Annotated in this window: 17 protein-coding genes; 8 read left to right on the forward strand and 9 right to left on the reverse strand. The window is 64.5% G+C overall.

Annotation, left to right across the window (positions count from 1 at the left end; translation table 11 throughout):
* Window positions 1-356: 356 nt before the first annotated feature.
* Genes JKF87_RS09820 through JKF87_RS09835 form a run of 4 tightly spaced genes read right to left on the reverse strand, consistent with a single transcriptional unit; the run spans window position 357 to window position 6,465 of the window.
* Complete coding sequence (locus JKF87_RS09820) at window positions 357-1,037, reverse strand: methyltransferase family protein (protein WP_201099703.1); 681 nt, start codon at window positions 1,035-1,037, stop codon at window positions 357-359.
* Entirely contained in the window at window positions 1,030-2,295 is a 1,266-nt protein-coding gene (locus JKF87_RS09825; RefSeq protein WP_201099704.1) for a TolC family protein, read from the reverse strand. Before JKF87_RS09825 ends, JKF87_RS09820 begins: the two co-directional genes overlap by 8 nt.
* Window positions 2,292-5,387 carry an efflux RND transporter permease subunit gene (locus JKF87_RS09830; RefSeq protein WP_201099705.1) on the reverse strand — a complete coding sequence of 1,032 codons (3,096 nt, stop codon included), beginning with the start codon at window positions 5,385-5,387 and terminating at the stop codon, window positions 2,292-2,294. The genes JKF87_RS09825 and JKF87_RS09830 overlap by 4 nt, the downstream gene beginning before the upstream one ends.
* A gap of 4 nt (window positions 5,388-5,391) precedes the next feature.
* Entirely contained in the window at window positions 5,392-6,465 is a 1,074-nt protein-coding gene (locus JKF87_RS09835) for an efflux RND transporter periplasmic adaptor subunit (protein ID WP_201099706.1), read from the reverse strand.
* Window positions 6,466-6,651: 186 nt separating this feature from the next.
* Between JKF87_RS09835 and JKF87_RS09840 the strand changes: the two genes are divergently transcribed.
* The 4 genes from JKF87_RS09840 (at window position 6,652) to JKF87_RS09855 (ending at window position 10,786) form a co-directional block, all read left to right on the forward strand.
* Complete coding sequence (locus tag JKF87_RS09840) at window positions 6,652-7,305, forward strand: response regulator transcription factor (RefSeq protein ID WP_201099707.1); 654 nt, start codon at window positions 6,652-6,654, stop codon at window positions 7,303-7,305.
* 583 nt (window positions 7,306-7,888) lie between these two features.
* Window positions 7,889-8,689, forward strand: a complete 801-nt coding sequence (locus JKF87_RS09845) for a sensor histidine kinase (RefSeq protein ID WP_201099708.1) — start codon at window positions 7,889-7,891, stop codon at window positions 8,687-8,689.
* The gene (locus JKF87_RS09850; RefSeq protein ID WP_201099709.1) at window positions 8,689-10,056 is read left to right on the forward strand and encodes a ferredoxin reductase family protein; all 1,368 of its coding nucleotides are present in this window, start codon (window positions 8,689-8,691) and stop codon (window positions 10,054-10,056) included. Before JKF87_RS09845 ends, JKF87_RS09850 begins: the two co-directional genes overlap by 1 nt.
* A gap of 28 nt (window positions 10,057-10,084) precedes the next feature.
* Window positions 10,085-10,786, forward strand: coding sequence for a VIT1/CCC1 transporter family protein (locus tag JKF87_RS09855; protein WP_201099710.1), 702 nt, complete (start codon window positions 10,085-10,087; stop codon window positions 10,784-10,786).
* 55 nt (window positions 10,787-10,841) lie between these two features.
* Here the strand turns inward: JKF87_RS09855 and arsB are convergent, their stop codons facing one another.
* A complete protein-coding gene (gene arsB, locus JKF87_RS09860) occupies window positions 10,842-11,897 on the reverse strand; it encodes an ACR3 family arsenite efflux transporter (RefSeq protein WP_201099711.1) in 1,056 nt (351 codons plus the stop codon).
* Window positions 11,898-12,446: 549 nt separating this feature from the next.
* On the opposite strand from arsB, the gene JKF87_RS09865 reads away from it, so the two are divergent.
* Window positions 12,447-13,277 carry a type IV toxin-antitoxin system AbiEi family antitoxin domain-containing protein gene (locus JKF87_RS09865; protein ID WP_201099712.1) on the forward strand — a complete coding sequence of 277 codons (831 nt, stop codon included), beginning with the start codon at window positions 12,447-12,449 and terminating at the stop codon, window positions 13,275-13,277.
* Complete coding sequence (locus tag JKF87_RS09870) at window positions 13,264-14,187, forward strand: nucleotidyl transferase AbiEii/AbiGii toxin family protein (RefSeq protein WP_201099713.1); 924 nt, start codon at window positions 13,264-13,266, stop codon at window positions 14,185-14,187. Before JKF87_RS09865 ends, JKF87_RS09870 begins: the two co-directional genes overlap by 14 nt.
* Before the next feature lie 74 nt (window positions 14,188-14,261).
* Here the strand turns inward: JKF87_RS09870 and JKF87_RS09875 are convergent, their stop codons facing one another.
* Complete coding sequence (locus JKF87_RS09875) at window positions 14,262-14,579, reverse strand: helix-turn-helix domain-containing protein (protein WP_201099714.1); 318 nt, start codon at window positions 14,577-14,579, stop codon at window positions 14,262-14,264.
* Between the two features lie 228 nt (window positions 14,580-14,807).
* Here JKF87_RS09875 and JKF87_RS09880 point away from each other — a divergent pair, with 228 nt between their 5' ends.
* Both JKF87_RS09880 and JKF87_RS09885 read left to right on the forward strand, forming a co-directional pair.
* On the forward strand, window positions 14,808-15,647 hold the full coding sequence (locus JKF87_RS09880) for a hypothetical protein (protein WP_201099715.1): 840 nt from the start codon (window positions 14,808-14,810) through the stop codon (window positions 15,645-15,647).
* A gap of 60 nt (window positions 15,648-15,707) precedes the next feature.
* Entirely contained in the window at window positions 15,708-16,055 is a 348-nt protein-coding gene (locus JKF87_RS09885) for a hypothetical protein (protein ID WP_201099716.1), read from the forward strand.
* A gap of 82 nt (window positions 16,056-16,137) precedes the next feature.
* Here JKF87_RS09885 and JKF87_RS09890 read toward each other — a convergent pair whose 3' ends face one another.
* The 3 genes from JKF87_RS09890 to JKF87_RS09900 are packed head-to-tail and all read right to left on the reverse strand — an operon-like array spanning window position 16,138 to window position 21,183.
* Complete coding sequence (locus JKF87_RS09890) at window positions 16,138-16,617, reverse strand: hypothetical protein (protein WP_201099717.1); 480 nt, start codon at window positions 16,615-16,617, stop codon at window positions 16,138-16,140.
* A gap of 10 nt (window positions 16,618-16,627) precedes the next feature.
* Window positions 16,628-17,071 carry a toxin-activating lysine-acyltransferase gene (locus tag JKF87_RS09895; protein WP_201099718.1) on the reverse strand — a complete coding sequence of 148 codons (444 nt, stop codon included), beginning with the start codon at window positions 17,069-17,071 and terminating at the stop codon, window positions 16,628-16,630.
* Between the two features lie 20 nt (window positions 17,072-17,091).
* Entirely contained in the window at window positions 17,092-21,183 is a 4,092-nt protein-coding gene (locus JKF87_RS09900) for a hypothetical protein (protein ID WP_394368879.1), read from the reverse strand.
* Window positions 21,184-21,185 lie beyond the last annotated feature (2 nt).

The following is a 21,185-nucleotide window of genomic DNA, read 5'->3' on the forward strand; positions in this document are numbered from 1 at the left end:
ACATGATGACGGCCTGCCACGCGCAGCGGTCGGACCCCGAGGCGATCACGGGCATTTACAACCAAGGTATTGAGGGTCGTGACGAGACCGCACCACGAACACGAACGCAAATCGAGGCATGGTTTGACGAGATATCGCTCGTTGTGGTCGCGGGCGACGCGATACCATGACGACAGCTGTCAGCAACTCGATGCCCACCTCCACGTCTTCATCGACGCCTAACCTACGGCCGACGCCTCAAGACCCTGAACGGTCTCCCGTCCTTCAAGTTCATCTGCAAATCATGGACAAAGGAACCCGAACGATTCAGGATCAAACCGAGCCGCCAATCTCCGGAACCAAACACCCGGACCGCTTCAAGGCAGCCTCATAAAGACATTCAGAACCCCGAGAATCTGGGCAAAATCGATCATCTCGAATACTGGAATGGCGAGCAGGAACACGAGCCCGTCGCGAATCGTCAAAAGGAAGAATTTCGGGCGGATTGTCAGTTCTTCGACGTCGCTCCACCGTGTGAAATTTGGCCAGAATCGCGGCGTCCGTGCACAGTATTGCCGGTAGGTTTCGCCGAATTCCTTATCCAGCCAAATTTCCTCACGCCGCACGGTGAAGTGGAACACCAATACCGCCGCGAGAACGAACAGGGTGGCGATAGTCAGGGTTCCGCTCTGAGCCCCGACGCCGAAAGCCCCAAGAAAGCTGAAGACATAGAGCGGATTGCGGCTGATCGAATAGGGTCCCCGGTCGACGATTTCGGCCTTCTTGCGTCCGCCGATGTAGAGCGAGCACCAGGCGCGTCCGAAGATGGCGATGATGATGGCGACCCGTCCGATGGTCTCTATGGTTTCATGCCTGTTACCGTCCATGTCGTCGGAGGATCGACTAACGGCCGCCAAGGCCACCAGCAGGAGTAGGGCGAGCAGAATGGCGACCTTGCGTATGAGCTGAACTGTACGAAGGTTCGGCGTTTCGGGCGCGCAGTCGACGACAGTCCCTTTGGAAGCCGGCTCTCGGGAATCCGGCTTGATCTCACTCATCTTCGGCGAGCCAGAACTCGTGCGCGTCGAGCGCCATCTTGAGCAGGGCGAGATGCGCCCGCGCCCGCGCCTCCAGCTCAAGCCGGCGCATCTCGAAGGCCTGGCGTTCGGCCAGCAGGCGATCCGCCAGGTCGAATTCGCCCAGATCATAGCCGCGTGTGATCCGCTGGGCGGATTGCTCGGCGGCGGCGCGCGCGGCCTCCGAGTCCCGCCAGGCCCGCAGCGAACCGGCGGCCGAGATCACATCCCGCTGGGCGTTGGAGCGGACCTCGCGGGCGGTCATGGCGAAGCGCGCTTCCGCCGCCGAGGCCTCGGCCGCTTGACGGTCGGCAGTGGCGCTGCGCCTTGCGCCGCTGAACGGCATGCTGAAGACCAGACCGACGCCGGTCTCGTCGCCGCCGCGTTCGTTGAACAGGCGAACTCCGACACTGGGATCGGGCGTACGGTCTCGCGCGGAGCGGCGGGCGAAAAGATGCTGTTGATCGGCCAGGGCGCGCGCCATCGTCAGTTCGTGGCTGCGTTGGATGATAATATCGGCCCACAGGTCATAGGGCCGCGACGGTTCGATCGGCGGCGTCAGTTCACCGGGCGCGACGCCTGCCAGATTGGGGAACAGGCCTTCGAGCATGGCCCTGGCGTTCGATTGCTCGCCTTCGGAAACGGCCAGGGCGGCTGCGGCCCGGGCCTGGGCCGCGCGGGCCTGTTCGAGGTCCACGAGGGCGGCGTCCTTCAGGTCGACGCGCCGTGAGAGCGCCTGAACGTCGCGCGCATAGGTCGTCAGTTCGGCCTCGTCGATGACGCGCCGCTCGACCGCCGCCAGCCACACGACCCAGTATTCGGCGAAGATCAGCGAGGTCTGGTGGCGGGCGTCCTCGATCCCGTCGCTGGCGGCCCGGACGCCGACGGCGCCGGCCGCCCGGTCCAGCGCCGCCTTGCCCGGCAGGCGCAGGCCCCGGGTCAGTTGCAATGACCATTCGGTGAAGCGGCCGTCCGTCCGCACGTCCCGTTCGTCAAGCGTCGCCGAGACGACCGTCTCATGATCGCCGGCCGCGAGCTGGCGCGATGCAGCCTGTGCGCCGCTGAGATTGGCCTGGGCCTCATTGACCGTCGGCGAAGCGTCGAGCGCGTCGAGGATCAGGATGTCCGGCGGGAGGAAGGCGGGTCGGGTCACGCCAGGACCGATTTCGGGTTCCGCGCCCCAGGCAGGAACGGCGACGATGAGGCTGGCCGAGGCCAGCAGAATAGCGACCCGCGTCATGCAGCCGTCTCCAGGGCGGCGGCGCCGCGTTCGAGCCCGAAGCGCCGGTAGAGGATGGGAAGGAGGACCAGCGTCAGCAGGGTCGAGGTGATCAGGCCGCCGACCACGACGATGGCCAGAGGACGCTGGATCTCCGAGCCGGGGCCGCTGGCCAGCAACAGCGGCGTCAGACCCAGGGCCGTGATGCTGGCGGTCATCAACACGGGCCGCAGACGCCGGCGCGCGCCTTCGACCACGGCCGTGGATATGTCGAGCCCCTGCTGAATCAGGTCGTTGAAGTGCGAGACCAGCACCAGACCATTCAGCACCGCGATGCCGAGCAGGGCGATGAATCCCACCGAGGCCGGCACCGAGAGATATTCACCCGAGGCCCATAGGGCCAGCACACCGCCGATCATGGCGAAGGGGATGTTGGCCAGGATCAGCACCGACTGGCGCAACGATTTCAACGTCACGAACAGCACCAGCAGGATCATCCCCAAGGCCAGGGGAATGACCAGCGACAGCCGCGCGGCGGCCCTCTGCTGGTTCTCGAACTGGCCTCCCCAGGTGATGCTGTAGCCCTGTGGCAGGCGCACCTTGGCGGCCACGCTCGCCTGGGCCTCCTCGACGAAGCCGACCAGGTCCCGGCCGGTGACATAGGCCTGGACCACGGCGAATCGGCTGGCCTTTTCGCGATCGATCTTGACCGGGCCGTCGACGTGCGAGACCCGAGCCAGGTCCGACACCCGCACCAGGCCGCCGCCGGGCGTGGCCAGTTCGGACTGTCCAAGCTGTTCAGACTGTTCGCGCAGGGTCTCGGGACCACGCAAGATCACCGGCGTGCGCCGGCCCGGCTCGAACACATAGCCCGCGGGCGAGCCGTCGATACGAGCGCGCAGTTCATCTTGGACCTCGGCGATCGACAGGCCGGCGCGCCCGGCGGCCGTCCTGTCCAGATCGAGCTGGAGATAGGCCATGCTGTCGCCGGCGACGGTGTAGACATCGGAGGCGCCCGGGGTCGCCTTCAGGACCGTTTCGATCTCGCGGGCCAGATCGCCCAGGGTCGCCAGATCCGGTCCGAACACCTTGACCGCCAGATCGCCCCGGCTGCCGGTCAGCATCTCGGATATCCGCATCTCGATCGGTTGGGTGAAGGAGGTTTGGATGCCGGGAAAGTCGGCTGTGACCTTGCGTAATTCCTCGGCCAGCCAGGCGTTATCCTGCCGCCGCCATGTCTTCTTGGGCTTGAGCACCAGGAAGCTGTCGGTCTCGTTCAGCCCCATCGGATCCAACCCGATCTCGTCGGAGCCGACACGGGCGACGATCCGCTCCACCTCCGGAACCCGCGCCAGGATGGCGCGCTGCATGGCCAGATCCTGCTGCGCGCTGATGTCGAGATTGATCGACGGGGCCTTGAACAGCTGCATGATGATCGTGCCCTCGTCCATCGTGGGCATGAAGCTCTTGCCGACCAGGACGTAGCCTCCGGCGGCGGCTCCGAAGCCGACCAGGGCGGCGATGACCACCGGCGCGGGCCGTCTCAGCGCCCAGTCCAGCAGCCGCCCGTAGGCAGGGCCGATCCGGCGCATCAGCCAGGACTCCTGATGCGCCGTCGGCTTGAGCAGCAGGGACGACAGCACGGGCACCAGGGTGAAGGACAGGATCAGCGACGAGGCCAGGCCGAAGACGATGGTCAGGGCCACGGGGGCGAACATCTTGCCCTCCAGTCCCTGAAGGGTGAGCAGCGGCGTGAACACCAGGCAGATGATGACGACGCCCGAGACCACGGGGGTGGCGACTTCGCGGCAGGCTTCGTAGATTTCGTGCAGGCGCGAGGTCTTGCGGCCCGATGCAGCGGAGGCGTTGAGGCGCTCGACGGTGTTCTCGACCACCACGATCGAAGCGTCCACCAGCATGCCGATGGCGATGGCCAGGCCGCCCAGGCTCATCAAATTGGCGGTCAGGCCGAAGACCCGCATGAGGATGAAGGCTCCGAGCACCGCGAACGGCAGCATCACCGCCACCACGACGGCGGCTCGCAGTTCGCCGAGGAACAGCAGCAGCAGTATCAGCACGATCACCGTGGCTTCCATCAGCGCCTCGGTCACGGTGCCGGTCGCCTTTTCGATCAGTTCGGAACGGTCGTAGAAGGGGCGGACGATCACGCCCTTGGGCAGGCTGGCCTGGACCTCGTTCAACCGGGCCTTGACGGCCGCGACCACCCTCTTGGCGTCGGCGCCCTTCAGGGCGATGACGATGGCTTGCGCCGTCTCGCCGGCGCCGTCGGCCGTGACCGCGCCATAGCGGGTCAGGGCGCCGGTCTGGATCGTGGCGACGGAGCCAAGCGGGATCGTTCCGCCGGCAGGCAGGGGCACGGGCGTCCGTCTGAGGTCGTCGAGCGTCGTCGCCGCGCCGACGACGCGGACCACCAGCGCCTCCTCGCCCTCGACCAGACGGCCGGCGCCGTCGTTGCGGTTGGCGGCCTCTATCGCCTGACGCAAGTCGGACGAAGTCAGGCCGGAGGCGGCCAGGGCGCCGGCGTCGGGGGCGATCTCGAAGGCGCGGGCCCGGCCGCCCAGCACATTGACGTCGGCGACGCCCGGCAATCCCCTCAGCGCCGGCCGCACGGTCCAATCCAGCAGGGTGCGGCGCTCCTCCAGCGACAGGCCCGGCCCTTCGAGGGTGAACATGAAGACGTCGGAAAGAGGCGTGGAGATCGGCGACAGCCCGCCGGTCACGATGGGCGGCAGGTTGGCCAGAGCGTTGCTCAACCGCTCGGCGGCCTGCTGACGCGCCCAATAGACGTCGGTTCCCGCCTCGAAATCCAGGGTGATGTCGGCGATGGCGTATTTGGCGGTCGAGCGCAGCATCGCCTGGCGGGGGATGCCCAGAAGCTCCATCTCCAGCGGCGTGATGACCTGGCTCTCGACCTCCTCGGGGGTCATGCCCGGCGCCTTGAGGATGATCTTGACCTGGGTCGGCGAGATGTCGGGAAAGGCGTCCACCGGCAACTGCCGATAGGCGTTGACCCCGAACAGCAACAGAGCGATGGCGGCGACCAGGACCAGCAGACGCTGGGACAGCGCCGCCCTGACGATAGCGGACAGCATGGGCTCAGCCTTCCGAGGCGGTCTTGAGCTGGCTGACGCCCGAGGTCACGACCTCGTCGCCCGGGTTCAGGCCGGTGACGACGGCCTGGGCGTCCGAACGCCCCTCGACCGTGACCGCCACCGGCAGATATCCGTTGGCGCGTCGAACGAACACCGTGTCCCGACCGTTGATCTGGATGAGGCTGACGCGCGGCACGGCGACCGCGTCGGGGCTCGAGCGTCGCGTGACCGTGATCATCGTCGCCTCGCCGGGGACAACATCGGCCCCGCTCGCCAGTTCCGCCCGCATCACGACCGAACGGGTGCGTGGGTCGATGGCCGACCCCACGGCGACGACCCGGCCACGCGCGCCCGCGACCTCCACGATTGAGCCGATCTCGACCTGCCCGGCGATGTCGGCCGGCAGCCGCGCCTCGACCCACAGGCGGTCGTCGCGGTCGATGACGGCGCCCGGCGCCATCGCCTCCACGCCGCTTCCGGGTTGCAGGTTCAGTTGCGACACCCGCCCCGCGATCGGAGCCTTCAGCACATATTCGCCGGCACGCCGACCGGCGCCGCCCGCGGAGGCCAGCAGTCGACCCCGTTCATTGGCCATAATGCGCGCCTGTTCGGCGCGGGTGGACGCCTCTTCGGACCGGGCTTCGGCGATAATACCTTCGCTCGCCAGGGTGCGGGTGCGCCGCGCCGCCGCCTCGGTCATCCGCACCTCGGCGTTGGCCTGGGCCAGCTCGGCCGAGACCTTCAGCGCGTCCTGGCTGAACAGGACCGCCAGGGGCTGGCCGGCGCCGACCGCCTGGCCCTCCAGGACGTCCACGCGCACCACCACGGCCGCGAAGGGGACGGCGGCGACCACCCGACCGTTCAGCGCCGGCGTGACCGTGGCGGGCAGGCTGGCCAGGGGCGTGTCGGTCGCGGCCACGGCGACGGTGGTTTTGAGGCTCATGGCCCGGGACTGTTCCGGCGTCAGCCTGACCAGGGTCTGGTCGCCCATCACCTTGCCGGCGGCCAGGGCGACGACGAGTGCGGACAAGGCTACGGCCGTAACGCGCAAGGGTGTGATGCGAATAGGTCTGGCCATGGTCGGTCCCCTCCACACCGCGACTTGCGGCGTCGGGGGGGTGTCGCAAGCGGTGCTGAAACGCCCCTGACACCAGGCTGAACCCAGGCTGAAAGGGATCTCGTCCGGGCCTTCCGGCGCCGCCCCCTCCTGGCTGTCAGGTTGAATTCAGCCTAGCGGGGTAGAGTCGCCATGGAATCGGATGTGATGCGAATTCTGTTGGTCGAGGACGATGAAGAGCTGGCGCGCCGGCTGAAGCTGGGCCTCGGCGAGGCTGGCTTCGCCGTGGACCATGCCGCCGACGGCGAGACCGCCGTCGAACTGGGCGAGACCCAGGTCTTCGACGCGGTCGTGCTGGACCTGGGCCTGCCGCGCCTGCCAGGGCTTGAGGTGTTGCGGCGATGGCGTGCGAAGCGGCGCAATATGCCTGTCCTGGTGCTGACGGCGCGGGACGCCTGGACCGAGCGGGTCGATGGTCTGAACGCCGGAGCCGACGACTATCTGGGCAAGCCTTTCCAGACGGCCGAGGTCGTGGCGCGTCTCAGAGCCCTGGTGCGCCGTTCCGCCGGCGATGCGTCTCCCATCCTCGTGCACGAGGACGTCCGCCTGGACGTGACCGGCGGCGCGGCGACCCTGGAGGGCCGGCCCGTGGACCTGACGGCGCGCGAGCTGCGCATCCTCGGCTATCTGATGCATCGCCAAGGTCGGATCGTCTCCCAGGCCGAACTCATGGACCATGTCTACGCCCTGGATGACATCCGGGAGTCCAATACCATCGAAGTCTATGTCGGCCGCCTGCGAAAAAAGCTGGGCAAGGACTGCATCCGCACGATCCGCGGGCTCGGATACAGGGTCGGATAGGGAATGCGCACCCTCTGGAGAAGTTTCCGCGCTCGCCTGTTGCTGGGCTCCGTGATCTGGATTTTCGCCGGGGTGGCTGTGAGCGGCTTCGTCTTGTCGGAAATCTTCAGGGAGCATGTGACCGCCCAGTTCGACACGGAGCTTAAAGGCCATGCCGACGAACTGGCGGTGCTGGTTCACGTTCCGCCAGACGGCGCGCCCTATCTTCAACGTTGGTTGAGCGACCCTCGCTTCCAGCCTCCGGGATCGGGCTATTATTGGCAAATTCGACGCAAGGGCGGGGAACTGGCCCGGTCGTCGTCGCTCGGTGGGGCCGCCCTGCCCATGGTCGGACCGCCGCCGGGTCCGGGCGTATCGCGCCAGTCCTTCATATCCGGCCCAACCGGCGAGGTGCGGCTGCTGGAACGCACGGTGACGCCGACGGGAACGGGTGAAAGCCTGCGGATCGCCATCGGTGCGGACCAGAGATTACTCGACGACGTCCTGTCCCAATTCAACCGAACCCTGGCTCTGTCTCTCAGCATGATCGCCCTGGGACTGGTCGGAGCCGCCTTCCTGCAGATCTCGTTCGGACTGCGCCCGCTTGGCAAGATCCGAAGCGCCCTGGCGGCAGTCCGTTCTGGGCGCGCCGCTCGCCTGCCCGACGACAGCCAGCGAGGTTCGCCCCCTGGTCCAGGATCTGAATGCGCTGATCGACGCCAATGCGGAGATGATCCGGCGCGCTCGGGCGCAGGCCGGCAATCTGGCTCATGCTCTGAAGACGCCGCTGGCGATCCTGGCCGACGAAGGCGCGCGGCTGAACGCGCAGGGGCAGGCCGAGGCGGCGCACACCATCCTGACGCAATGCGAACGGATGCGTCGCCAGATCGACTATCAGATGGCGCGGGCGCGAGCGGCCGCCTCACGCAGCACGCCGGGCGCCGTCGCCGACGCCGAGGCTGTGCTGACCCCGATCCTCAGCGCCATGCGCCGCCTGCACGGGCCGCGCGGCATCGAATACAGGGTTCGCGCCTCCTCGCCCGCCTCGGCCGCCGTCGAGGCCCAGGACCTGAGCGAGATGCTGGCCAACCTGCTCGACAACGCGGGCAAATGGGCCGCGACAACGGTCGAGGTCGCGTTCGATCGGCCGCGTCCCGACATCCTGCGCGTCACCATCGACGACGACGGTCCCGGCCTGGTCCCCGAGGCTTGGGATGTCGTGTTCGACATCGGCGAGCGGCTGGACGAGCACGCGCCGGGTTCGGGCTTGGGGCTGGCCATCGTCCGCGACCTCGCCACGCTCTACGGTGGCCGGGCCTGGCTCGAAAAGGCGCCGTCAGGGGGACTCCGCGCCATCCTGGAGGTTCCGGCCGCGCCCGGCAGCACGATGAAACGGAGATATTGATGTCGAGACGCACGACGGACTTCCAGAGGTTGACGTTATTCTTCGCCGCCGTTCTCCTGACGATCGGCGGCTTGTGGCTGGTCAGCCTGGCGCCGGGCGCCCTTGCGGCGAGCTTCTGGACATTGCGTGAAACACTCATCTATGGCGCGGGTGTGCTGGCCCTCGGTTCGATGTCCATCACCGTGATCCTGGCGTCGCGGCCGGTCTGGATCGAGGGGATGCTGGGCGGCCTCGACAAATTCTATCGCCTGCACAAATGGTTCGCGATCGCGGCGCTGTCTTTCGCCGTGACCCACTGGCTGCTGGAAGTCGTGCCGCGGTCCCTCGCCCAAAGGGGCTGGATCGCGCGTCCCCAAAGGCCGCCAGCTGCCGCCGAACCCGTCATTCCCGCCGGCTTCGATCCTTTCCGCGACCTGGAGGGGATCGCGGTGCAACTGGCCGAATGGAGTCTCTATCTGGTGCTGGCGCTGGCGGCCCTGGCCTTGTGGAAGCGGTTTCCCTACCGCGCCTTCCTGAAGACCCACAGGCTGATGCCGGCGATCTATCTCGTGCTGCTGTTCCACGCGATCATCATGATCGACCGATCCTACTGGACCGCACCGCTCGGCCCGGTGCTGGCGTTGCTGATGTTGGGCGGGGCCGTCGCAGCCGTCTCGGCGCTCGTTCGACGCACCGGCGTTTCCCGCAAGGCCGTCGGACGGATCGAGAACCTGACACCCTATGAAGGGAACGCCGTCCTGGATGTCGAGGTCCGCCTCGAAACGGCTTGGCCGGGACATAGGGCCGGCCAGTTCGCCTTCGTCAATCTGGGTGGCGTCGAAGGCGCTCACCCCTTCACCATCGCCTCGGCCTGGCGTCGTGACGGCCGACTGACGTTCAGCATCAAAGGGCTGGGCGACTATACGCGGCGACTGCCGGACCATCTGTTCGTGGGCCAGGCCGTGACCGTCGAGGGTCCTTACGGCCGTTTCGATTTTCGCGATGCGCCGGGCCGCCAGGTCTGGATCGCCGGTGGCGTCGGGATCACGCCCTTCATCGCCCGCCTGCAGGCGCTGGCGGACCAGCGCCTGGGTTTGACCGAAGCGGATGCAGTGGATCTTGTCTATTCCACCAGCGCCCCGGACGAAGCCTTCATCGAAACGATCCGACGGCTCGCGGAACGGGCCGGCGTCCGATTTCATCTTCTGGTCACGCCGCGAGACGGCCTGCTCACGCTCGACCGCCTCGCAGACCGGGTCTCCGACTGGAAGGACGCCGGGATCTGGTTCTGCGGTCCTGCGCCTTTCGGACAAGCCATCCGCAGGGCAATGATGGCGCGAGGATTGCCCGCCACGCGCTTCCACCAGGAATCCTTCCAGATGCGGTGAAAGCCGCCGCCAGCCCAAGGACAGAAACATGAGCCGACGACAGCCCCAGGCCGAAACCCACTTCTCCTCGCGCGTCGGATGGCTGCGGGCGGCAGTCATGGGCGCCAACGACGGGATCGTCTCGACCGCCAGCCTGATCGTCGGCGTCGCCGCCGCATCATCAGGCAAGGACGCGATCCTGGTCGCGGGCGTGGCCGGACTGGTGTCAGGAGCCATGTCGATGGCCGCTGGCGAATATGTGTCGGTCAGCGCCCAGGCCGACACCGAGAAGGCCGACCTTGCGCGCGAAAAGCAGGAGCTGACCGAGGACTACCCGTTTGAAGTCAGGGAACTGGCCGGCATCTACGAAACGCGCGGCCTGACCCCGGACCTGGCTCGGCAGGTCGCCGAGCAATTGATGAACAAGGACGCCCTGGGCGCTCATGCGCGTGACGAACTCGGCATATCGGAAATCACAACGGCGCGCCCGCTCCAGGCCGCCTTCGCATCGGCAGTGACGTTCTCGGTCGGAGCCGCGCTACCCCTGCTCGCCGTGGTGGCCGCGCCCCTGGGTCTTGTCGTCCCCGCCGTCGTCGTCGCCACCTTGGTCTCGCTCACGTCACTGGGGATCGCGGGCGCGATGGCGGGCGGCGCCGGTATCGTCCACTCTGTGACACGAGTCGTTTTCTGGGGAAGCCTCGCGATGGCGATAACCGCCGGCGTCGGGGGATTGGTCGGCGCCGTTGTCTAGGTGTTTGGCCCCGGCGTTTGATAATAGAACAGCCGACCAGCAATGACCGGCTGCGCTAGAGGGCGGGGAACCATCGCCGGCCGAGCCAGAGGGCGACGGACACTAGCAGGATCAGCACCGGGACCTCGACCAGCGGCCCGATAACAGCGGCGAAGGCGACCGGTGAGGCCAGACCGAAGGCGGAGATGGCGACGGCGATGGCCAGTTCGAAATTGTTGGACGCGGCGGTGAAGGCCAGGGCCGTGGTGCGCGGATAGTCCGCCTCGATCCAGCGCCCCATCGCGAAGCTGACGATGAACATGACGAGGAAGTAGATCGTCAGGGGCACGGCGATCCGCAGGGCGTCGAACGGCAGGGCGACGACCTCGCCGCCCTTTAGGCTAAACATGGCGACGATGGTGAACAACAGGGCGATCAGGGTCATCGGCCCGATCCGGGGCAGGAACCGGGTCTCGAACCAGTCGGCGCCTTTCCTGGCGATGAAGATACGTCGAGTCAGGAAGCCGCCGAGGAACGGCAGACCGAGGTAGATCAGAACCGCGCCGGCGATGGTCCCGACGCTGACGTGGATCACGCTGCCTTCCAGTCCGAACAGCGGCGGCAGGACCGTCAGGAACAGCCAGGCATAGAGGCTGAAGAAGACGATCTGGAAGATCGAGTTGAAGGCCACCAGACCGGCCACATACTGACTGTCGCCCCGCGCAAGCTGGTTCCAGACCAGCACCATGGCGATGCACCTCGCCAGGCCGATCAGGATCACGCCGGTCATATATTCCGGCTGGTCGCGCAGGAAGACGACGGCCAGACCGAACATCAGCACGGGCCCGAGAACCCAGTTCTGGAACAGGGACAGAGCGAGCACGCGGCGGTCGGCGAAGACCCGATGCAGTTCCTCGTATTTCACCCGCGCCAGCGGCGGATACATCATCAGAATGAGGCCGATGGCGATCGGGATGTTGGTCGATCCGATCGACAGACTGTCCATCCAGGCCGGCAGTCCGGGAACGAGCGACCCCAGGGCGACACCCAGCGCCATGGCCGCGAAAATCCACAGCGTCAGCCAGCGATCCAGAAAGGACAGGCGGCGGGGCGGCGAGGCCTGATCGGTCACGCGCCGACCCGCTTGCCGTCGGCGTCGATCACGACCTCGCCGTCTTCCTTGGAGAAGGGCGCGGCGGGCATGGCATGCAAGAGGTCAGCGGTTCGACTCCGCTAAGCTCCACCAATTTTTCAAGGGGTTAGCAGGAAACTGCTAGCCCCTTTTGCTTGCTGGGTAACACCGGGGTAACAAACCTTGATATTTCAAGTTGTGCTGCGCTGGCGCGATTTCACCCTTGCGCGGGGCGTTCCACCCCGTTTCAGCCGTCCGTCGAGGCGCCACGCGACTCACCCTGACCGCCTCCGGCCGCGACGTCAGCTGGAGGGGGCGCCAGCTATGGACGGGAAATGTTGGCCGCGATCCTCATGGCGGTGATCGGTAAGATCGAAGACCTACACTCCAACAGGCTCAGCATCAGGGAAAGGCGCCCCATCGAAGCTCCGGATGGAAGGTGCCTAGTTTGACTGGGAACGCTTCTAAGACACCCACGGTGCTGCAATGTGCCGAGTGTCAAACTGGTTAGTTTGACAATTTTCATATTAGGACACTATGAGTGTTCAAATGCTGGGAAAGCTAAACAAGCTCGAACGTATCCTCCCTGAAGGCCTCCTGGTCGATTCCGGCTGGATGAATGAGAACGGCTACCCCAACTCGCTGCGGGCGAAATACGTCGCGTCGGGACGCCTGGAACGGACGGCGCGGCGGGTCTATCGCCGTCCACGCGGAACCCTCGACTGGCCGACAGCCGTTCTCTCGCTCCAGGCCCTCCTCGACTATTCCATTGTGATCGGAGGCCGCACCGCGCTCGAGTTGCAGGGCTATGCCCACTACCTTCCTGCCGCCCGCAAGGAAGTTCATCTCTATGGCGACGAGACCCCGCCGACCTGGCTCGCCGACCTGCCGCTGGACGTAGAGTTCAAATATCACCCGTCCCAAAGGCTCTTCCGGAACGCCCGATACTTCGAGGTCGCCCGGCTCCGCGAGGACTCCAGCGAGACCGGCCTCCTGGCGGACTGGGCCCGCGCCGCAGTGGTGGACACCCCCCTGGGCCACTGGCAATGGCCCTTGCGCCAGTCGACGCCCGAGCGCGCCATCCTCGAACTTCTGGACGAACTCCCCGATCATGAGAGCTTCGACCAAGTGGATCAGCTGATGGGCGCCCTGGCCACCCTCAGCCCGCGACGGCTGCAGCGCCTGCTCGAGGATTGCGTGAGCGTGAAGGTCAAACGCCTGTTCTTCTATTTCGCCGACCGGCACGGTCATGCGTGGCTTAAAGCCCTGGACCGCGACGCCATCGATCTGGGCAGCGGCAACCGCGTGCTCGCCAAAGGCGGCAGACTGGACCCGACCTACAAGATCACCGTGCCGAGGTCGCTCGATGCCGGTCAGTGACGTCTACGCCCGGCAGGTCCGCCTCCTCGTCCAAACCCTTCCCCTCGTGTTCCAGGAACCCTGCTTCGCCCTGAAGGGCGGCACGGCGATCAATCTGTTCGTCCGCGATCTCCCGCGACTGTCGGTGGACATCGACCTGACCTATCTGCCGGTCGAGGATCGGGACACATCGCTCGCCGCAATCGACGCGGCGCTGAGGCGGATCGCTGACGCCATCGAACACGCCCTGCCGGGCTCGGTCGTCGTGCGCGGCAAGGGTGGAGCCCAGCCCGTGATCGACAAGCTGCTCGTCCGCGCGGACGGCGCGGTGATCAAGGTGGAGGTGACGCCGGTCCTGCGCGGCGTGGTGTTCGAGCCCGAGGTCCGTCCGGTTTCAGCAGCGGTGGAAGAGCGCTTCGGCTATGCCGAGGCCCGGATGGTCTCCCACGCCGATCTCTATGCGGGAAAGATCATGGCGGCGCTGGACCGCCAGCATCCCCGCGACCTGTTCGATGTGCGCGACCTTCTGGCCAACGAGGGGATCACGCCGGCACTGCGACAGGCCTTTGTGATCTATTTGGCCAGCCACCACCGGCCCATGGCCGAGGTGCTCCGCGCCAATCCCAAGGATCTGACCCAGGAGTTCGAGCGCGGGTTCGATGGAATGACCGAAGACCCGGTGGACCTTGGCGACCTCATCGTCGCGCGCACGGCCCTGATCACCGCCATCGTCGATGACATGCCGGAGGCGCACCGCACCTTCCTGATCGGGTTCAAAGCCGGCGCGCCTGACTGGGACCTCATTGGCCTGCCCGACGCCGCCGACCTCCCCGCCGTGCGCTGGAAGCAGTTAAACCTCGACCGCCTGGAGCCCGCCCGGCGCGCGGACATGGTCGAACGGCTTCGACAGACTTGGCCGCAATCAGTCTGACAATACCGCCAGACCGCAGCATGCTCACAGACTCCGAGGTTCGGACGCTATGAGCAACTGACACAAACGGTCGTTTAGGGGTTGTTTTCCGGCTCTGCCAGCTCCTCGGGCATCAGCGGCCGCCGGGCTGCCGTGTAATATCCTGGCTCGAAACCGAACGCCGCGCCTATCCGGTCGAGTGCTTCGGGCTGAACCTTCTCCCCGCGTTCGATCCGTTCGAGGGTGGAGAGAGAAATGCCGGCCATATCCGCGAGCGTGGACTGTTTCCACGACCGAAGTCTTCGTGTCACCGACACATTGAACGCGATGATTTCTGGTGGGACGGAAGCATCGATTCCGGGGTCTGGGGCCGGCAGGGCCACGAGGCGGTCGTAGAGCGAGGAAGTCGGCATGGCGGTATCCTTTCCCCCCCTTTCTGAGACCTGACGCGCCGCGAAAGTAGCCCCATCCATCCTTCACCATCCCCGATGAAAAGGGAGTCGTATTCGTCATTCTTAATCGCCACACCGGTCGTCGGGGTCATCTGCCTGGCGACGGCCATCGGACAACGCGCTGTCTTGTGCGGATCGCCTATGCCCGGGCTAGGTTCGCGAAGCTGGAACGAACGGGCTGGAAACATGATGGAACGAGAAGAGGCAGACCCTCGCGAGGCGCTGGCCGATGAGGGCCTGCTGTCACCACAGGTCGAGACGTGGCGACATATCTACATCGACAACTACCGTGACTGGTTCGAGCTCGCGCGCGAGCTGAACCGGTATGCCGTGAGCCTATTCCAGGATCATCAGGATGCCGGCGACGGCGGACCTGCAAATGCGGCGGCGCCGACCGCCGTCCGCGTCTACGGCCGTGCACTCAACGCCTACACGGCAAGCATCATGCTTGCCGAGCGCGCCATGACGATAGAGGCCGTGGGAGCGGTGCGCCCCATCCACGAAGCCGGGTTCTGGCTCAGCCTTCTGGCGACCAATCCGGAGAAGGCGCTCGAGGAGCTGGACATCGATCACCACAAGCACGCGGTCGATCGGGAACAGCTCCTCCGGGCGGCCTACCCAGGAAACGCCGAGCTCCATTCCGCGTCGGTGCAAAGAGAAGCGGCTCATGCCGCGCTGCTGGGCAAACGCCGACCGATCTCCATGAAGGCGTTGGCGGCGAGCCTGCCCGGAGACCCCGGCTACCTCCAGTATCGTCTCGCGAGCGGCTTCTACGGGCATCTCTCGCAAAATAGTCTGGACGCCCTGAAGCTACGGACGGGCGACAAGGGCGTCCGGCCGATACTGGGACCGTTTGAAACCGAGATTCCCAAGGCGCTTTTCTTCGCGATCGACGCCATGGCGCGCACGACGCGCTATTTTGCAGCGCTGGTGAAGGTGCGTGACGCGAACGACATCCTTTCGGCGCTGCGAACGAAGCTTACTGATCTCGGCAAGGCCGACGCCGAGGCCGGGCCCCAAGGCGGCTGACGGGCCCCGCGACGTTCCGACAAAACGGTTGCCGAAGCGAATCGGCTGCTACGATCCGTCATGGGCAAGAAGATCTCAGACAACCCGACAGCAGCCGAGATGATGCAGGCGGCTGAGGCGGCGCGTCTCATCGCGAGCCTCGGGATCGTGCCGCCGGATGGCCCTTTGGCAGACGCCGCCAAAGCGCTGGCGGACGTCGTCGACAAGGCCGGCGTCTTGACCCTGCCCGACCGCTTCAACACCGCCTTCTCGGGCGTGGGTTGGGTCACTTGCGGAAGCATGCCCACAGAGGCGATGGAATCCGCGATCGCACTCAAGACCGCAGGCAGGGTGTCGTCAGCCACCCGAATGCCCACCGGTCGCCAGCGAAGGCGCCCACCCCACACCAACGACTTGCACACTTTCTGATGTAGCGAGGGCCACGTCGGCGCAGCTTTCACATCGCGCAGCCGTCGTGGCCCTCGCGGTTAAACAGATGCTGCTTGACGCTTCATCTCTGTGCTGCCTGCCTCCAGACGGCACGACGCTGCAGCGTCCGTTCAGCATCGCCGCAGGCTTCTGAAGCCTCGGTTAAAACGCCGGACAGGAGCGCCACGCATTTGTCGACGGCTTGCCATTGGGCAATCGAGATCGACTGGACCGGCACATTGATGATGTTCACCCGTGACGGTTGGCCGTTGAAGGCGGCGGTATATTGGGTGATGGGCATGAAACGCCGGTTTTCCAGAGCTCTCAGTCGCCACTGCGCCGCGCTTGCCCTATCTGGCGACCGACCTTGCAGACCATGTTCATCGATGATCGCCATGGCGAGCTGCGCCTGACCATCACCGTTGTGGGCGCGGGCTTCAATCGTTCCGGGCTGTTCCGACATCGCCACGTCGAGAGGGGCGAGCAACTCAGCCAATGGTGCCGACGTCACCAAGGTCTGGCAGGCGGCAAGACATATGCCTGCCGCCGCCAACACAGCCATAGCCCGTGATCTAGTTGAGGGTCGCAGGTTCAGGCGCTTCATAGGTCTTCACGACACGTTGTCCGTCCGGCGTCGCCGTATGGAAGCTGAACGGCTTGCCATTGAAAACAGAAGCGGACAGATCGGCGAGGATTTCATCCTGACCGCCGAATGGCGCCACGAGCTCGATGAGCCAGGGTCGATCGCCGCCCTGCCACTCGTCAGCCCGCAGCTTATGCGCCCCTTCTTTCAGGCGTTTCTCCGTTTCCTCAGACACCGTAGCCCACAGCGCCACAGCCGCTGGGCTATTGGGACCATAGAAGATGCGGAACTGCTCCAGCAGAACCGCCGGCATCGCGAACCATTCCAGATCCCCAATGAACAGCTGTTTGTGGATCGGCGACTGCGTCATCAGCCAGGTGATCTCACCTAACATTTGGGCGACAGTCTTCGGAGAAGGGTTGGCTTCAGTCATCAAGATACTCAAGTAAGATTTCAAGCATGGATACGCGACGGTCCGGCGAACCGCCAGCGCGCATCTGTCACCCCAGCAGCCAGACCCTCAGCATCGGCTTCACCTGACCGTTTCCAAATGGCTGAACTTCCGCCCGTCGTTTTCGGACCGAAAGCCGCCAGAGCCTGCACCAGTTGCTGATGTTGAGAGGCCGACGGCTGATATCCCGTCCCTTGAACCTCATCGTCCTGATCTCCCTGAGAGAGCGGCATGAATACGGGCGCATCGTCGGCTGAGCCGACTGCGCTTCGCCACCACGCCCTTCCGTCTGAGACAGCGGCGCGGCTGAACTCTGCCGGTGCCCAGACATCCTCAGCTTGCGGAGCTGCACTGAGCAGATCCGCCGCAGCATTAACATCAAACAGCTGACCATAGCTCGACGGTCGCCCGTGCACGCCTTGATCCGCAGTCGGATCCAACCACACCCCTTGGACATCAGGCGTCGACGGTGCTGTGAAACCGCTTGAACGGGATTGCGTCACAGGGCCGAACGTCTCCTGCGGCTCATCTTCTATGACGGGCCGACCGAAAGCGTGACCGTATCCGCCCCGTCCAATCGATTGCAGGATATCATTCAGGGTCGCACGGACATGAGCATCCGTTTCACCAACGGTCCCGGTGTTGGACACCTTGCCATTCAGCACATCCGACCAACGAGCCTCATCTTCCGCGTAAAGATCGTCATGGTCATTGAGGTCTACAACCGGGACCGTTTTCCCCTGTTGCCCGGCATTCGGGAACGCCAGGTCCCCCCCTGCCAGATCACTTTCGCCATCATCGCTCAAATAGGCCGCAGCTACCTGGTCAAATCGCGCGCTGCGTCGCTCACGCTGAGCACGTGCTTCGCTGGAGAAAACAGCATTGGCGGCCGCCGCGACGGTCGGATTGGACGCCAACCGCCCTAACTCGCCTTGCGCAGAGCCATCACCCCATGCCGCGCGAACCTCTTCTGCCGACAGGCCCAGTTCGTCCAGCAATCTACGCGCAAGTTGAACATCATAGGCCGTTCCCTTTTCGCCAGAGGCCCAGGTGAACGACATGGTGTTGTGCACAAAGCTGTCGCGCGTCGTTTCCGCCGTGTTTCCAGTCGCAACACCGGTCAGATCGATCTCGACGATTCCCGCCTCTTCAAGCGTGCGGAGTTCTTGCGCAGTCGAACGGCCATTCTGGTTGCGGTCCACCCATATCTTGAGCTTCGACCACCCCTCATCCAGCGCATTGAGCTTGCCGTCGCCATTCGTATCCCAGGCCTGAAGGCCTTCAAGGTCGGTCTTGGCGCCCTCTCGATCCTGTACGAACGATATCTCTGACAGGTTGTTGATCTGGCCGTCGCCATTTCGATCATAGGCGAGGATGCCGTTGGTCGGCCCGACCCATGAGGTCCGCGCGTATTCACCTGAGGAGAGCCGCGAAACCACCATTGAGGATTCAACACTGGTCAGTTCGAGCCCATCACCGCCAAGGTCGAACACGATCGGCATGACGCCGCCGTTGAAGGTGTACTGAACGGTCCAGTTCAGATCGAGCTTGCGCAGATCGATCCAGGTCCCGCCCGCATTGATGAACTCCACCGTATTGAAACCGGCGCCGCCGCTGTAAACGTCCTGCCATTTGATGCCGCCGTTGACCACACGCACATAATCCGTGACCTGATGCGCCTCCAGATGCGGCGCTCCCGCCTCGGCGATGCCGATATAGAGGTCGTTGCCGACGACCTTGTAGATCACATCATCGGCCGCCACGTTTGGCCCGAACACAAGCACGTCTTCCCCGCCTGTATCATTGATCGTGTCACGCCCCGATCCACGTTCAAACGCGAACTGATCATCTCCCGCGGACGTATAGATCGTATCGTCGCCGGCCCCACCGATGATGATGTTGCCGTGGTCCTCCCACTGACCGGGTTGCATGCCGTAGATGATGTCATTGCCGCCAAAACCAGCGATGAAATCACCCAGCGTGCGAATCCCAGTGATTGTGTCGCCCCAGGCCGTCCCGCCGCGATAAATCTCGAACTGCGACACATCGAGTTGCCCCGATCCGTTCATGTCGAGCGTCTTGATGCGATTATCATCAGCTGAGGCCAGCTTGCCCTGGTTCACCGTCGGCATATTGCCGTTGATGCGCACTGAGTCGGTCGCGCTGTAATAGATCGTCAAATGACCGCCAGGACCGTCGGCAGCCGAGAAGGTCAGTTGATTGAAGCCAATGCCTGCCCCGAAAGAGATGACATTGGTGCCGACATTGGTTTCGTTGATGATGTCAACGCCGTCACCGAGATTGAAGTAGTAGGTGTCGCCACCGGCGCCGCCCGACAGGATGTCATTGCCCTTCCCGCCAGTGATGTAGTCGTCGCCAGAGCCCATAGCGATGTTGTCATCACCTGCGGTGCCGATGATGTGCTCAACGCCGATCAAAGTGTGCGATCCCGCAGAGCCGTCAACGGCCCGCCAGTTGGCAATGCCGCCGGAGACCTGAAGCCCTAAACGTGTATTCGTGACCGTTTCATAGTGACCGCCCATATCAACGTAGACGTGCTGCTTCTCCCAGTCGTCCCACTCCCAGTAACTGTCATCGACCCAGATCTGATAGGTGGATGTACCGGAAGCAAAGCCGACGGAATAATCAACTGTGTCTACTCCATCGCCGCCAATATAGGTGTCGTTGCCCTTGGTCGCGACGATCCAGTCATCTCCGGCGCCGCCATCAATTCGGTTGTCGCCCGCATCGCCCTTAAGCTCATCAGCGAAGCGAGAACCCTTCAGGTTTTCGATCGAGTTGAAACGGTCGCCAGTCGCATGACCTCCAAAAGCTTCACCTGTCGTCAGATCGATGAAAACACCTGCGTTTGAACTCTCATACGAAGCGGTGTCGGATCCCCCCGCACCGAACAGGTAGTCCGCACCAGACCCGCCCTCAAGAATATCATCCCCATCATGGCCATCGAGGAAGTCGTCGCCCGCGCCGCCTTTGAGAATATTGCTGCCAGCGTCGCCCCATAGATAATCATTGAACTGGCTTCCAGTGACGTTCTCAACGTTCTTGACCCAATCACCCATGATGTATTTGGCATCCGCCCAAGAGGCATCTCCGTTGCTCCAGCTTGCCGGATGGTTCCACAAAGCCACCCGCACACCATTGATGCCGCCCGCAGGCATCATGCTTGCGTTACCGGCATGCACCCAAAACGCGTCAAGCGGCGCTGTGATTGGGGTTTTGAATCGCTCGTAGGAGATGGTGTCAGAACCCGCGCCGCCATCGACATAGTCCATCTTCGACCAGTCGTGGTTGCCGCTAGCCTCCAGGCCCGGCGTGTAACCGTCCTGCTCCATCAGGAAGACGTCATCGCCGTCCTCACCGAACGCTGCGTCACGACCGCCAGCAAAGACGAAGGTGTCATTACCCGTGCCGCCCCACATGCCCGCTCCGGGATTGCCGTCCCACGGATTGTCGTCGCCGGCCCCGCCTACGAGATAGTCATCGCCGGCGCCGCCGATCAGGCGATCCGCTCCTGCGCCGCCGAGCAGAACGTCGTTGCCATCACCGCCGTCCAGCGTGTCGTCGCCGTCGCCTCCGTCCAGCCAGTCCCAACCGGCCGCGCCAGCCAGATAATCCCCAAACCGGCTGCCGATGACGATGTCGTCACCGCCGGTCACTACGACAGAGGTCGTATACTCCACCCACTCATAGGCCCACGAGTCCCAATAGGTGTTGGTCTGGATCGTTTCGCTCCAATCGCTCCAACCAACCGCGGACGTCCGCTGTGAAAAGTCCAGGAAGTCTTTGCCCGCGGTATTTCCGCTAGCCAACTTGGTGTAGCCAATCTTGGCTAGATCATCGATAATGAGAGACCGTCCTCCAGCTTCCGCCTGAGAAAGAAGCGAAAAGACTCCTTGGCCACGCTCAACAGATAAGCCTGCAGCAATCGCCGCAGCCGTTATGGCCTTGTGTTCCGTACTTTCGGAAATATCGACAAGTATCTGCGCGCGTGAACGTCCCCCTGCAATCTCAAGCAGTTTGGCGTCCACTTCCCATTGCGCTGGCGTGCGATTGAGAGCGCGTTGATACAACAATA

It is taken from the genome of Brevundimonas nasdae (assembly GCF_016654005.1).
In the GTDB taxonomy this organism is placed as follows: Bacteria; Pseudomonadota; Alphaproteobacteria; order Caulobacterales; family Caulobacteraceae; genus Brevundimonas; species Brevundimonas nasdae.

Bases quoted from the DNA above. Each gene is read 5' to 3' on its own strand.
- JKF87_RS09840 (WP_201099707.1), top strand. From the start codon at position 6,652: ATGCGAATTCTGTTGGTCGAGGACGATGAAGAGCTGGCGCGCCGGCTG.
- JKF87_RS09865 (WP_201099712.1), top strand. From the start codon at position 12,447: ATGCTGGGAAAGCTAAACAAGCTCGAACGTATCCTCCCTGAAGGCCTC.
- JKF87_RS09890 (WP_201099717.1), bottom strand. From the start codon at position 16,617: ATGGCTGTGTTGGCGGCGGCAGGCATATGTCTTGCCGCCTGCCAGACC.
- JKF87_RS09825 (WP_201099704.1), bottom strand. From the start codon at position 2,295: ATGACGCGGGTCGCTATTCTGCTGGCCTCGGCCAGCCTCATCGTCGCC.
- JKF87_RS09885 (WP_201099716.1), top strand. From the start codon at position 15,708: ATGGGCAAGAAGATCTCAGACAACCCGACAGCAGCCGAGATGATGCAG.
- JKF87_RS09835 (WP_201099706.1), bottom strand. From the start codon at position 6,465: ATGGCCAGACCTATTCGCATCACACCCTTGCGCGTTACGGCCGTAGCC.
- JKF87_RS09850 (WP_201099709.1), top strand. From the start codon at position 8,689: ATGTCGAGACGCACGACGGACTTCCAGAGGTTGACGTTATTCTTCGCC.
- JKF87_RS09870 (WP_201099713.1), top strand. From the start codon at position 13,264: ATGCCGGTCAGTGACGTCTACGCCCGGCAGGTCCGCCTCCTCGTCCAA.
- JKF87_RS09820 (WP_201099703.1), bottom strand. From the start codon at position 1,037: ATGAGTGAGATCAAGCCGGATTCCCGAGAGCCGGCTTCCAAAGGGACT.
- JKF87_RS09830 (WP_201099705.1), bottom strand. From the start codon at position 5,387: ATGCTGTCCGCTATCGTCAGGGCGGCGCTGTCCCAGCGTCTGCTGGTC.
- JKF87_RS09880 (WP_201099715.1), top strand. From the start codon at position 14,808: ATGGAACGAGAAGAGGCAGACCCTCGCGAGGCGCTGGCCGATGAGGGC.
- JKF87_RS09855 (WP_201099710.1), top strand. From the start codon at position 10,085: ATGAGCCGACGACAGCCCCAGGCCGAAACCCACTTCTCCTCGCGCGTC.
- JKF87_RS09895 (WP_201099718.1), bottom strand. From the start codon at position 17,071: ATGACTGAAGCCAACCCTTCTCCGAAGACTGTCGCCCAAATGTTAGGT.
- JKF87_RS09875 (WP_201099714.1), bottom strand. From the start codon at position 14,579: ATGCCGACTTCCTCGCTCTACGACCGCCTCGTGGCCCTGCCGGCCCCA.